The 13,412-nt window shown below is 51.0% G+C and carries 9 protein-coding genes; 8 read left to right on the top strand and 1 reads right to left on the bottom strand.

Features of this window, described 5'->3' with window-relative positions:
- The first annotated feature begins 4 nt into the window (after positions 1-4).
- From MUG06_RS15445 to MUG06_RS15415, 7 genes are all read left to right on the top strand, one after another.
- A complete protein-coding gene (locus MUG06_RS15445; protein ID WP_243079131.1) occupies positions 5-1,090 on the top strand; it encodes an ABC transporter substrate-binding protein in 1,086 nt (361 codons plus the stop codon).
- Complete coding sequence (locus MUG06_RS15440) at positions 1,087-2,178, top strand: ABC transporter ATP-binding protein (RefSeq protein WP_243079130.1); 1,092 nt, start codon at positions 1,087-1,089, stop codon at positions 2,176-2,178. The genes MUG06_RS15445 and MUG06_RS15440 overlap by 4 nt, the downstream gene beginning before the upstream one ends.
- A complete protein-coding gene (locus MUG06_RS15435; protein ID WP_243079129.1) occupies positions 2,175-3,056 on the top strand; it encodes an ABC transporter permease in 882 nt (293 codons plus the stop codon). Before MUG06_RS15440 ends, MUG06_RS15435 begins: the two co-directional genes overlap by 4 nt.
- Positions 3,046-3,852 (top strand): ABC transporter permease, encoded by an 807-nt coding sequence (locus MUG06_RS15430; RefSeq protein ID WP_243079128.1) that lies wholly within the window; start codon positions 3,046-3,048, stop codon positions 3,850-3,852. The genes MUG06_RS15435 and MUG06_RS15430 overlap by 11 nt, the downstream gene beginning before the upstream one ends.
- A gap of 593 nt (positions 3,853-4,445) precedes the next feature.
- A complete protein-coding gene (locus tag MUG06_RS15425; RefSeq protein ID WP_243079127.1) occupies positions 4,446-10,457 on the top strand; it encodes an autotransporter outer membrane beta-barrel domain-containing protein in 6,012 nt (2,003 codons plus the stop codon).
- A 215-nt stretch (positions 10,458-10,672) separates the two neighbouring features.
- Complete coding sequence (locus MUG06_RS15420) at positions 10,673-11,578, top strand: DMT family transporter (protein WP_243079126.1); 906 nt, start codon at positions 10,673-10,675, stop codon at positions 11,576-11,578.
- Between the two features lie 151 nt (positions 11,579-11,729).
- A complete protein-coding gene (locus MUG06_RS15415) occupies positions 11,730-12,038 on the top strand; it encodes a hypothetical protein (RefSeq protein WP_215848690.1) in 309 nt (102 codons plus the stop codon).
- A 272-nt stretch (positions 12,039-12,310) separates the two neighbouring features.
- Here the strand turns inward: MUG06_RS15415 and MUG06_RS15410 are convergent, their stop codons facing one another.
- Complete coding sequence (locus tag MUG06_RS15410) at positions 12,311-12,574, bottom strand: hypothetical protein (protein ID WP_243079125.1); 264 nt, start codon at positions 12,572-12,574, stop codon at positions 12,311-12,313.
- Between the two features lie 369 nt (positions 12,575-12,943).
- Here MUG06_RS15410 and MUG06_RS15405 point away from each other — a divergent pair, with 369 nt between their 5' ends.
- Positions 12,944-13,330 (top strand): cupin domain-containing protein, encoded by a 387-nt coding sequence (locus tag MUG06_RS15405; protein ID WP_243079124.1) that lies wholly within the window; start codon positions 12,944-12,946, stop codon positions 13,328-13,330.
- The last annotated feature ends 82 nt before the right edge of the window (positions 13,331-13,412 follow it).

The following is a 13,412-nucleotide window of genomic DNA, read 5'->3' as shown; positions in this document are numbered from 1 at the left end:
GCTCATGTCTGCCATAAAAATTAAAAAGATCGTGCTTTCCGCTTTAATCGGCCTCGCCATCAGTTCCACTGCGCAGGCAGCAGCTACGCCAGAAGCCACTGATTCGGTGGTAGTAGGCGTGTATGGCGGCGACTGGGAAAAGAACATCCGTGCGTCTGGGCTGGAGCAGTTTGCTAAAGATAACCATATCAAACTCACCGTGGTGCCCGGTGCAGATGCCGAGTGGTTCGCTAAATTACGGGCTGCGAAAGGTCGCCGCTCACCTTATGATATTGTGGTTTTTCAGCCTGATACGGTGCAGCGTGCACAAGCAGCAGGTTTATTGCAGCCTCTTGAGGCAGCAGATATTCCTAACTTGGGTAAGCTTTATCAAACCGTACAGTCACGTTTTGTCACCGACAATAAAACCTACGCGGCAGCATTCAGTCTGGGTCAGTTAGGACTGGCGTATCGGACTGATCTGGTGAAAACCCCGCCGAAAAGCTGGCTGGATTTGTGGAACCCAGAATACAAAGGGCACGTTGCGATCTCTTCACCCACTTACGCAGCGGGCCTGCAATTTTTTGCCGGGCTGGTGCATGCGTTAGGCGGAGAACTGGCTAAACCAGCAGATGTAGACAACGCGTTTGCTAAGTTAGCAACGTTACGCGGTAACGCTGTCGCTTTCCCGGATAGCCCAGGCGCAATTCAAACGCTATTGGAGCGAGGTGACGTGTGGATTGTGCCCTATTGGGATGGCCGCGTATTCGCGCTGAAACAGCAGGGCATGAAAGTTGACTTCGTTTATCCTTCCGATGGTCCAGTGGTTGGTGCGGCAAACTGGGTGATCCCAAAAGGCGCACCGAATCTGGCTAATGCTTATAAAGTGGTAAACGCGTTGTCCAGCGCTGAGGTGCAAAAAGCGTTCTCAGACAAATCGCTTTACGGTATGACCAATAAAGAGGTGCAGTACAGTGATGTACTGAAAAGTCAGGTGAAAGTGGGCGAAGAGGCTTATAGCAAGCTGATCTGGATCGACTATCGCAGCGCTACACCGCAGTTGGCTGACTGGACGCGCCGCTGGAGCCAGTCGCTGGGAGCGGCAAAATGAGTTCAGTGATCATCGAAGCGGTCGAGCGTCAGTTTGAGCAACACCGCGCGCTGGACGGGGTGAGTATCAATATTGAACAGGGTGAATTCTTTTCTCTGCTGGGCCCTAGCGGCTGTGGCAAAACAACGCTGTTGAATATCATCGCTGGATTCTTAGCACCCAATAAAGGCAGAGTATTCATTGGCGGTCAGGACGTGACCGGTCTACCGCCTTATCGACGCAACATTGGCATGGTGTTTCAGAACTACGCGCTGTTTCCTCATCTTAGCGTTGAGGAGAATGTCGCGTTCGGACTCAAGGTGCGTAAAGTGCCGCGCGCCGAGCAGCGCCAGCGGGTGGATGACGCATTGAAGCAGGTTCGGCTTGAAGGGTTAGGAACACGCAGGCCGCATCAGTTATCGGGTGGTCAACAGCAGCGCGTCGCTATTGCCCGTGCGCTGGCGATAAAACCGCAGGTGTTACTGCTCGATGAACCTTTATCAAACCTCGATGCCCGCTTGCGCAAGGCGATGCAGGACGAGTTGCGCGCCCTGCAAAAACGCGTCGGCATCACCACGGTTTTAGTCACCCATGATCAGGAAGAGGCGCTAACCTTGTCCGATCGCATCGGCATTTTGGGGCAAGGGCAGCTACAGCAGGTTGGCACGCCGCCGGAGCTTTATCGCTTGCCGAAGAACCGGTTTGTCGCTGAGTTTGTGGGTCAGGCTAACCTGTTTCACGTTACGCCCGACCCTGTTACAGGTCGCTATATTGCCCTGGCGCATTTCCGCGCAAACGCTGAGCCGCTGCAACTGTCGGCTGCGCTTTTTCATCCACATACGTCGTTATTGATCGTCAGGCCGGAACGTATACGCCTTTCCTCGTCGCCGGGTGAATCGGCCGTTAACAGCTCGCGTGCGATCATCAAAGAAGCTCGCTTCGCCGGTTCAACATTACGTCTGCTGTGCGAGCTTCCTGGCGGCGGTGTACTCAGCGTGCAGCCTGCTGAAGCGGGTTTTAAAAACCTGCCTGCGGTGGGGGATACACTGCATCTTCACTGGCGTGAGGAAGATGTAATTGTGCTGCCTGACCAAGCGATACAGCCATGAGCAACCTAAAAGAAACCCTGAAGCTTAATGCTTTCCCGTGGCTCATGCTGACGCCGTGCCTGGTGTTTCTACTGCTGTTTTTGCTGGTACCGCTGCTGCTGCTGTTCGATCAAAGCCTGACCAATGTCGACAGCCTGCTTAATCCGTTGCCAGGATACAGCTTTGCGCAGTACCTGATCGTATTTAGCGAACCGCAATATCGCTACGCGCTTTGGACAACGTTATGGGTGTCGTTACTCACGGCCGTGATTACCGTGCTGCTGGCATGGCCTGCGGCCTGGCTGTTGGTTTCACTCAAGCAGCGCGGATTGCGAACAGTGTTGTATGTGATTTTGATTTCCCCCCTATTAACCAGCGTGGTGATCCGCACGTTCGCCTGGATTGTGTTGCTCGCACAAAATGGGCTGATTAACGGCTTTTTACTGTTTACTGGCTTAATACCCCAACCGCTGAGTTTGTTGTGGAATATGAATGCAGTGGTGATCGCCTACGTGCAAGTGATGCTGCCTTTTGCCGTATTGCCTTTAATTACGTCGTTAAGCGACATAGCGCCGTCACTGCGGTTGGCCGCCATGAGCCTGGGCGCTACACCGGCTCAAACATTTCGGCGGGTAATTTTGCCTTTAACGCTGCCCGGAATGTTAACCGGTTTTATCATTGTGTTTTCGCTCGCTGCCGGTAGTTATATCACGCCGTTGTTAATCGGAGGACGTCTGCAACCGCTGTTGCCAATCGCCATCTATCAGCAGGCAATGCAGATTGCCAACTTACCCTTGGCGGCCGCTTTGTCGCTGACGTTGCTGGTTATGACGCTGGCGGTGGCAGGTGTTACGGGCCTGTTTTTGAAGCGCTGGGAGAAGAAAAATTATGGGCCGTGATCGCAACCTGATGTTACGGCTGAGCCAAATTCTGGCTTCGTTTGCGGGCATTCTGGTGTATCTCTTTTTAGCGTTGCCGGTGCTGGTGATTGTGCTTTCAGCCTTTAGCCCTGAAGCCTATCCGCAGTTTCCGCCGCAGGGCATCTCGCTGCGCTGGTTTTATGCCTTGCTGGACGATGAGAGCTGGCGCGACTCGCTGATCATTAGCGTGATCTTATTGGTGGTGGTCACACCGATAACGGTCATGCTTGGAACTTTTGCCGCGTGGGCACTGGCGCGTCTTGAATTTCGCTATCGCGAAGCGTTACAGGCTTTCATTTTGTCACCCTTGATGATCCCGCAAGTGGTGTTGGGTATCGCCTTACTGTATGTCCTTACAGCTGCCGGTATCGCGGGTATGATCAGTGGCTTAGTGATCGGGCATATCGTGGTTGCGCTGCCTTATGTGGTGCGTACCGTTAGCGTCAGTCTGGCCGCAATGGATAGGCGGCTGGAAGCGGTCTCGATGAGTCTCGGCGCAGGACGCTGGTATACCTTTCAGCACGTCACCTTGCCGCTGATTAAGCCTGGTATGGTTGCCGGCGCGGTATTTGCGGGCGTGACATCATTTGGCGAAGTGTCGGTAAGTCTGTTTCTGAGCGCGCCGGATACCATCACAATACCGGTGCGGGTGTTTAACTATGTCGATCAAACCTTTGATCCTACGGTCAACGCTATTTCAGTGATTTTCATTGTGGTCGCCGTGGCTATTTTGATGGTGATTGAGAAGGCCATTGGGCTTGTGAAAATACTCTGACTAAAACGCAACACAGGTTCATCGCTTGAAGTGGATTAGGGCGATGAACAACTTTCCATCAATCGGCTTTAATGGATGTTATCTCTATCAGGTAAACACAATCCGTAAAAAGGCAACAATTAATAAAAAGAGGGGTATTTTTATAAGTTGGAATTGCGATAGTTCCTATTAAGGACAATATAAATGCGCTTAGTGGATATAAAATTTTCCTCAGTAGAAAAATTGTCCTTAGACTTATTCTTCTTTACAAAAAACGCTTTTATAACCTTAATAATCCTTGCGTGAATTTTCATGCGATATTTTTAATTATCACAGGCCGTTAATTCAAAATCATCCGTTTGAATTACCTTGGCTAAATCGGTTCAATTAGGTCCAATAAACCCTATTTATTTTTTTAACTATTTTTCTAAATCATTTTTCTACAGCCTGCCGATTGTTAAGTCCTGCTGGACGTTAGTGCAACAAAGTGCTGTGATTCATTTCATCCTATTTCAAACGTTATCATTTCCAAAACAATTTATTCATAAACTCCGCCTGAAATATAACGCCTAACGTTAAGCAGGCTTTGTCTTTTCTCTGATGAGGAAAACATTGTGTTTAAATTAAATCCTCTGTTTTTGAGCCTTGTTGCTGCGCAAGGTCTGTTATTTCCGATACTCAATGCTTCTGCTGCATTACTCAAACCTTATACCCCTGAATTTAACGATAATAAGGCTGGTGTCTATTGCCTGTGTAACGGCACGACACAAACCCTAAGCGGTTTACCGCAGTTTACGCCGGGCGTAAGTGGTGCAACTCGCATCACGCTGGGTGAATTGCAAAACACGGGCCGCATTATTAACGACAATCTGATCGGTGAAAAACGGCTCGATTTGGGACTGCAAAATTTCACTGTCCGCATCCCCGATTTCGAAGCGCATACCTCAACATATTATGATGTGTACGATACGTTTGCGTTTAACGATCTGCTTAGCGTGAGTGGCGCTGCGCAGGTCCCTGATTATTACGATGTGAAAGATGGCCAATATATTAATGCGCGGGTCGCCGCCGTAAGCAATGGCACACTTAATATCGCTATTGGCAAGCAAGGCGCCGCGAGCAGCGCCAGCACCAATCGTTGGTCGATGGCGGCTAAGCAGAGCGAACTCTTTACCGCTAAGAAGCGGGGACACCTGAACTGGGACGCAAATAACCGCATCACGTTTACCGCGGCAACCCCGCCTTACAGTGGCGATCGGCTCGCTTATAACGTGGGTAACGTGGTGGATTATGGCGGTGCTTTTACCGTAACCACCAAAGATGGCGCGGTGAATGCCTTCAATGTCACTAACAGCACCGAACTAAGAAATTATAATGACTGGCTGGTTTTGCAACTCAGAAGCGCCAATCTCAGGGCGGAAGATTACAATCCCGAATTCAGTAAAGCCTATGCACTGCGCGAAGGCAGCGTGGTTTACCGCATGAGCACCAATAACCTTGATGATGAAGTCGCACAGCCTTTAGGTGATCAGGTGGTGCTGAGCGCCGATGGCCCGAATGCCAGTGTGAAAATCAATCGCGGTAAAACCCTTGAAGTCAAAAACAACAGCACCGCAGTGATGCGCGCCAGCAACGGGGCGCGCGCGATAATTAATGGAAAACTTGCCAGCAGCGGACCGGTACAGTCAGAAAGCAAGGCGCTGGAGCTGATCAACGGCAGCACAGGGGTTAATAATGGGGTGATCAACGGTGGCTTCTTCAATAATGCCAACGGCGAAGGGGTGGATAACCGCACGCTGGGCTATATCGGAAAAGTTGTCGCGTCCTCTTATGGCAGCCAGTTTACCAATAATGGCGTAATCAACTTTGCCCTTAGTGATGCGCCCGTATCGGGAGGCAGTTCGGCGATTTGGCTCGGCAACGGCCATGCCATTAACCACGGTAATATCAATGTTGGCGTGGCTAATGTTGGTAACGGCAGCAGTGCGACAGGGGTGAGTTTCAGCGGTGAAGGGAGTTTTATCAATGCAGAGGATGGCACCCTGTATATTGGCCGCACCCCGCAGAACCGTAAAACAGACGCAACACAAGATGTCGAGGTGTATCTGAACGACGGTGTGATCGGCATTGATCAAATTCTGAATGCCAGCGCTATCAATAATGGTCGTATCGTGGTGGGTTCTAAGGTACAGAATGCCGTCGGCATGCGCGTTAGATTCGGGCCTGACGCGCTGGCGCTCAATAATGGTGTGATTGACCTCAACGGGCGCGCAGAGTCTCAGCCAGCCGAGAACGTCGGCATGCTGGTGGTCGATTCCGGCAGCAGCGGGCGGGTGGGTAATACCGGCACCATCAACGTCAACGGTGACAGCACCACAGCAATTAAAGTCATTGCCAGCGAGGGCAACCGCGCCAGCGCGTTCTCTACCGGCACGATAAACGTCAACGCCCACGTTAATGTCTATGACGGCACTTTCGATACCGCCGTTTGGGTAAAAGGGGAACCGGGCGGCCAGGCTAAAGCGGATCTTAGCGGGCCGATCAACCTTAATGGCGACTCGGTCATTGGCATTCGCGCCGAAGGCGATGCCACCGTCAACGTAACGTCAAACGCTTTGCCTCAACAGAGCAGCGGTCAATATCAGATCACCTTCTATGCCCTCGGTCCAGACGCCAAAATCAATTTGCCCGCCAACAGCAGCTTTACTACGCCTGGCTGGTCTTCCGTTCTTTTCCGCTACCAGGATGGCGCAGATTTTGATGGTCACAGCCTGACACTCACGCCCGACGACTTTTCGGCAATTGGCGTAATGGGCAGCGGCAAAGGCACGACAATTAACACTAACGGCGCGACATTCAATATTGGTCAGATCGCAACTGGCGTGCTGGTAGAAGGCGGCGCTCAAGGCACTATTGACGCGAACACCACATTTAATATGGTGGGGGAAACAGCAAGAGCGGCAGCAGTAGACGGCAAAACACGTAATCTGCTCGGCGAATACAGCGATCCCGATGCACCGCCGGTTGCTAATACCTTGCTGGTGAACCATGCCGATATACAGGGTAGCGCTGACTGGCAAACCGGCCTACAGGCATGGAACCAGGCACAACTGGTCAATACCGGTAACATCACTTTTGCTGGTCAGGGAACCTACGGTATTGAAGCGTACTCTGGCGCAACCGTGACGAACAGCGGCGACATCAGTGTCACGCGCGGTGGTACCGGGCTTTATGCCTATAACTATCCGTTAGACGGTGACGGCGTTACGCCCTCTGTGATCAATAACAGCGGAACGCTAAACGTGAGTGCGGGAGAGAGCATCCTGGTGTCGCCAACCTACGGCGCAGTAGCGTATTACCCACTATCACGCATTAATCAGAACGGGATCATTAACCTGTACGGTGATGATGTGATAGGGGCTGAAGCTGTGTTAGGTGCAACGCTCAACCTTGGACCCGACAGTCGTGTGGTATTCCACAGTCCCAACCAAACTGCGTATCAAGCCATGGATATCGGTTCCAGGTTGTTCAGCGGCGGCGGCACAACGGACGTCAGTACTGAAGGATCCACGCTTTATCGCATCAGCGCGGGGGCCTTCTTCTCAACCTTCAGCGCCGCGAATGTCACGTTAAGCGGAGCCAATAGCATGGGGATCGTCGCTTCCGGCTTAGGCACAAACATCTTTGGCACCGACGTGTTTACTGTGACCGGCAATGGTGCAACGGCCGTGCGCGTTAGCGATAACGCGGAAGGCGTTGTCACTAATCCCATCACGCTTAATGGCCGCAACAGCACTGCTGTGGTGAGCGTCGGCAATGAATCAACCGTTTATGCGGCCTCTGACATTGTGGGAGGCGGTGAAACTATCACCGCTTTTGAGGTCAGCAACGCTGCAAGATTATTCAACCAGTATCAAGGACGGGTCAATTTGACCGGGCCTGACAGCACCGGCGCTCGGGTTCACGATGGCGGTAACTTTATCAACCGCGGCAGCGTGCATGTGGCTTCAGGTATCGGCGTTGATGTCAGCAGCGGTTATGGTCAATACGTGCCCATAGACAGCGAATTACGGGTTGATGACGGCATCGCTGCGCTGCGGGTTGGCAGTGGCGCAGAGTTAAAAATCTACGGCGATGGGCAAGGCAGCAGCACGCTGAGCGCCAACGGCAGCGCTGACGGTTTGTTGCTTGACAGCGGCGCGCAGCGATTTGAAGCCAATGACATTATCCTTGGAGCCTACGGCAGCGGAAGTGCGATTAACAACCGCGCGGAAACCGCCTCGATTTTTCTGCAAAACGTTCGGCTGGAAAGTGGACGCGGTGCCGCTATTCGCTCGGCAACCTCCTTCGATCCTGACGGCAGCGCGTTAATTAACGTAGGCAGCGGCGGCACCGGTTATCTGTTTGCTAATGAGGACGGTTCCACCACCAGCAATGATTTGCTGATTGGGCAAGGCTATTCCATCGTTGTTCCCGGCGAGGGAACCGGCGTGCAGGCTAACACCAGCGGCAGGGTGGTGACACAAGGCTCGATTGACATTCAGGCCGCTAATGGCGGCTCGGCGATTGTCACCCGTACTGCCAGCGAAGTGATCAATCAGGGCTCAATCTCCTCTTTGAGTTTGCGTTCTCCGATCATCGACCTGCGTGGAGGTGAAACGGTATTCATCAATGAAGGCATCATCACTGCACCCAATCCCGAAACCGTGGTCATCGCCGGCGGCGCGACGGATGATCTCATTGCACTTCTGGACGGTAAGGTACTGGGCGATGTGGATACGGGTAATGGGCGTGATTCCCTGATCCTGACCGGCGGCACGATCAACGGCAGCTTGACGATGGGCAACGGCACGAATAATTCCGCCACTATAGAAAAGGTCAGCCTGGCAGACACACGCCATATCACGACTCAGGGCGGCGCGGGCAGCACGCTTAATTTAAGTGAGATTACTGCGCGCGGTGGTTCGTTCTCCAATGACGACCTGAGCAAAGGCACCAATCTTGGTGCAGGTTGGAGCACCTTAAATTTCTACAACACGCAATGGACGTTAACAGACAACATTAAGCTGGCACACAGCACCATCAATATCGACAGCGGCTCAACGCTGTTTGTAGGTGACGGGGTTAATCCACTGTTGCAGGGCGCAACCGATGATTCTTTGGTGGTGAATAACGCCGGTACGCTGGATTTAACCAACGGCGCTAACGTCGCCAATAACACTTTGACCCTTGATGGCGAATTAGTCTCAAACGGCGGTAGCCTGCGGCTCAACTCGTTTAACACGCAAAGTGATGCGTTGCGTGTTAATGGTAACGTCAGCGGCACCACGTTTATCGACGATACGCTTATTGGCGGCACGGTGGCGGATACCAACGGCGACAGCACAATCACTGCAACGGAGGGTATTTCACTGGCACAGGTTTCAGGTAGCGCCAGTCGCACGAGTTTTGCCTTAAAGCAGGGCTATGTCGCATCGGGACCGTGGCAATACAGTGTGTATAGTTTCGCGCCGGGCAGCAGCGACGCCAGCCAGCGAGAAGTCAGCGGCAGCGGTAACGCGTTCTGGGATTATCGCCTCGCCAATACTTTTGTCTGTGAAGATGGCTCGCTCTGCCAGCCACAAGCGGGTAGTGGTAAGGTGGCAGCGCGTCCGGCTGTCACGCCGCAGGTGCCTTCTTACATCTCAGCCCCGGTTGGTTTGGCGTATTACACACTCGCTATAACCGACGATCTGCATAAACGGCTTGGGGAGCTGCGCTATCAGCAAAACAATCCGGATGCACTGGGCGGTGAAATGTTTATCCGCTATATCGGCTCAAACCTGGAATACCAAAGCAACCGTGGATTCAGTGATTACGGTTATGATTTTGACCTCGATTACAGTGCCGTGCAGCTCGGCGGCAACCTGTTGAGGTTAGATGGCGCACAAGATAGCCTGCGCGGCGGCATCGCCTATACGCGCGGTAACACACGTATTCGTCCACATGCTGCTGATGGCTATAGCTCAACCTCTTTCGACAGCGACAGCCTGGCTTTATATGGAACCTGGCAACGTGACAGCGGTTTCTATGTTGATGGTTCGCTGGCATGGAGCTGGTATCGCGGCGAAACGGATATCGCGCGGCATAAAGAGGTGGCGTCGCCAAAAGGCAAGGGTTGGGCCGCGTCGCTGGAATCGGGCTATCCGTTTGAGTTTGCTCACGGTGTACGATTCGAACCGCAGGCTCAGCTAACCTGGCTGCGTTTAAACATGGAAAACTTTACCGACAGCGATCGCACCCGCGTTTCCTATGATGATTATGATCAAACCATTGGCCGACTGGGCGCACGTCTCGCTCGCACCTGGCAGGACGACAGCCAGCGTCTCTATACGCCGTACCTTCGCGCGAACTATTTTCACGGCTGGGGCGGAACGGCGAAAGTGAACATCGGTTCAACCGGCAGCGACATCAATCAAAACTTTGACAGCGGAAAGTTCGGGCAGATGTGGGATGTAGGCATTGGCGGCTCGGCATCGTTGAAGCGTGATGTGTCGTTCTATGCCGAGGCGGATTACCGTAAAGAGATTGACGGAAATGGCGCTAAAGGCTGGCGTTATAACGCCGGTGTTCGCTGGTCATTTTGAGCCGTTAAAATATCAAAGGCACCGTTTGGTGCCTTTTTTATTGCGCTTAGAGAGGGTTATCAATGGCGCGGCGCGAATGGCCATCGGTTTGAAACAAAACTATCTGCTGATTAACCCTTCAACTTCAGCGCAGGGTGACTGACAGATTCTGATAGGCTTTTGATGACAAAAGGCAGTGTAAATCTGCTTTAAACCCGCTTTGGATCCCATGCTGAATGAGTGCTGCAACCGGTATATCAATGAAAATTATGGCTGCGCTCAGTTCAACGCTGATGCTTGCCTGTGTAAAAGCGCTGGATGGAACGATCCCGGTAGGCGAGGTGATATTTTTTCGCTCCTGCTTTGCGATGCTGCCATTAATACTCTGGCTGAAGGTGCAGGGCAGCGTGCGAGAAGGGATTAAAACCGCCAATGTGCGGGGACACTTTATCCGCGGACTTGCCGGAACCTGCAGCATGTATTTAAGCTATTTAGCGCTGCTCTACATTTCGCTTACCGATGCCACCGCAATCAATTACGCGGCCCCGCTGTTTACGGTTCTGCTTGCAGCACTAATATTACGAGAAAAGGTGCGCGCTCACCGCTGGCTGGCAGTGGTGGCGGGATTTAGCGGTATCGTTATCATGCTTTCCGGGCACCTTTCACTGACAGATAACGCCTTGAATGTCGGTTCTTCTACCGGCGTGTTTCTGGCGCTGCTGGCGGCCCTCTTTACCGCCGGGGCTTTGATTCAAATCCGCTCGTTGAATCGGTCAGAAAAGGCCGGCGCGATCGCCTTTTGGTTTACCGTCATGACGGGATTAACTTCACTTGTCACAGTGATTGCAGGCTGGAAAATACCAGAAGGACGTGAAATTTTATTACTGGTCGGCTGCGGGCTGTTTGGCGGTATCACCCAAATATTACTGACATTAAGCCTTCGCTATGCAGATGCTTCTTTGCTGGCGCCTTTCGATTACACCACGTTGCTTTGGTCAGTGATTATTGGGTTCTTGTTTCTGGGTAATTTGCCAGAGGAAGCGACGATTGCGGGCGCTTTTCTGGTCGCAGTCGGCGGTATTTATTCACTGCTTTGCGAGCGTCGTTTGCGCCGTCTGGAAATGGTTCAGGATAGGCGATGATCCCTCTCGCGACCTCATTTAAGCACGCCTTCTTTTAGCTCATCTCCTCATGCTGGATAAACAATAATCGCACAACGGGCAATGACATCGCTTGCCCGTTTCCATATTATCCATGCTTCAGCATTACCCGCTGTAAAACACGAAGGATGTGATGATGATTTTCTCTGAAGTTGAAACACACTATATAAACAGCAACACAGATAGCCGCTTGGTTCGTTATGATGTGATCAGAATCGATGATGACACCTTTGTGGTTAACGTGTTCGATGTGCAACAGCGGAGTGCCTCTCCTTCGGGATCCTTTACAAACAGTGCCACACTCAAAATCACCCGTGATGATTACGAGTCTGAGAACAATATTGGGTCCTCTTCGGTGGTGCGAAATCGTATGCCAACCACTTTTCAAAATCATATTCTGGTTAAGTGCCAGCAGCATCGTGATTCACTGGATCACGCATAAACTTTGACAGGCTCTTTTTAGCGTCAAAAAAGAGCCTGATTAACGCTACGCTTGCCTCTGATTTTCACTACTCAATACTTTCAACTATTAAGGCAGTGACAGTGTTGCCTTCAATCTCTACGAATACTCTTTAATCAACGCAAGTGCAGTTGACGCTTTCTTTTGGGCTGAAATGATTTTTCGCGTCATCCTTTCTCATTTCACTCATGCGCAAGGTGAAATTCGTTCCACAGTAAATTGATGATGGCATGCTGAAATACCATTTGGCCTGCTCAGAAGGGTTTATTGAGGTTTTGCCGTTTAAAAAATAACTTCAACGCTGAATGAAAAACTGTCTCTTTAGCATATGCAGGCTTAACCGCTTCATTTACATGAAGTAAGATTGAAAATTTCAGCAGGGCCTCAGCAGCATCGCGGGCTTCAATATCATTACAAGGTTGATCACAACAATCTCGCTCAGCTTTTTCATGGCTGCATTTATTTGCTTCAAGAGCAATAAGCTTGCCCTGTTTTTTAAAACAACAATAATTAGCCATGGACTCTCCCTGTAAAAGTAATCTCATAACATTGTTGAAAGAAAGTGATTTTGAATGAGGCATTACGCTGCCAACTGGATTTAACATACCTGGTTTTAATAGCGGATGTTATCGTTATAGATAAATTGAGATGTCTCCGGTTTACTGTGATGCCAGTGAGATCTTGAGTGAAACTGCGCGGTGATTTATTGGCTGGCCCTTTCGTCATAACCCTCGTTAATAGGGTTGGCAATCCCTTGCTCTAAACGAAAAACCAACCTTATTAATATGTTGTAAAATATTTTAAAAATTTGCGTCTATAATTAGCTACTTAAATTCATTATGAATAGCTGGTTTGTCAGCGGATTAATTTTAAGGGGTAATAGTGATATGAGCAGTGATTCAGGAAAAACGGTGACAAGCGAAACGTTATTAAATAGCGGTAAAGCGTGGAACGGACAGGGGATTGAAAACTACCCGACGGGAAAACCTGAGATTACACTAATGAAAATGACCATTCCGGCTCATTCTGAGTTGCCGTGGCATACGCACCCTATCCCTAATACCGCCTTCGTCGTTTCGGGTTCGCTTACCGTTGAGGATAAATTCACCGGTGAGACAAAAACCTTCAGTGCAGGAGAAGCCTTTAATGAGTCCATCGATATTGCTCATCGCGGCTATACAACCAATGAACCCACTGATCTTATTATATTTTATGCAGGTGCCGAAGGTATGGAACTCTCGATTCCTCTGCCAGGCGAGGAATCTGAGTACTAATATTTGATTCCACATTCTCTATCAATCTGCCTGCCGGTCATGAATGAGCGGCGGGTGTTCAAAAGTAAATAGTGAACATTCT

It is taken from the genome of Pantoea sp. MQR6 (assembly GCF_022761075.1).
Classification (GTDB): Bacteria; Pseudomonadota; Gammaproteobacteria; order Enterobacterales; family Enterobacteriaceae; genus Pantoea; species Pantoea phytostimulans.
The sequence above is the reverse complement of the archived record's forward strand: the minus strand, read 5'-3'. Positions and strand labels throughout refer to the sequence as shown.

Excerpts from the sequence above, each read along its gene's own strand:
- MUG06_RS15445 (WP_243079131.1), top strand. The coding sequence starts at position 5 with ATGTCTGCCATAAAAATTAAAAAGATCGTGCTTTCCGCTTTAATCGGC.
- MUG06_RS15440 (WP_243079130.1), top strand. The coding sequence starts at position 1,087 with ATGAGTTCAGTGATCATCGAAGCGGTCGAGCGTCAGTTTGAGCAACAC.
- MUG06_RS15435 (WP_243079129.1), top strand. The coding sequence starts at position 2,175 with ATGAGCAACCTAAAAGAAACCCTGAAGCTTAATGCTTTCCCGTGGCTC.
- MUG06_RS15430 (WP_243079128.1), top strand. The coding sequence starts at position 3,046 with ATGGGCCGTGATCGCAACCTGATGTTACGGCTGAGCCAAATTCTGGCT.
- MUG06_RS15420 (WP_243079126.1), top strand. The coding sequence starts at position 10,673 with ATGAGTGCTGCAACCGGTATATCAATGAAAATTATGGCTGCGCTCAGT.
- MUG06_RS15415 (WP_215848690.1), top strand. The coding sequence starts at position 11,730 with ATGATGATTTTCTCTGAAGTTGAAACACACTATATAAACAGCAACACA.
- MUG06_RS15410 (WP_243079125.1), bottom strand. The coding sequence starts at position 12,574 with ATGGCTAATTATTGTTGTTTTAAAAAACAGGGCAAGCTTATTGCTCTT.
- MUG06_RS15405 (WP_243079124.1), top strand. The coding sequence starts at position 12,944 with ATGAGCAGTGATTCAGGAAAAACGGTGACAAGCGAAACGTTATTAAAT.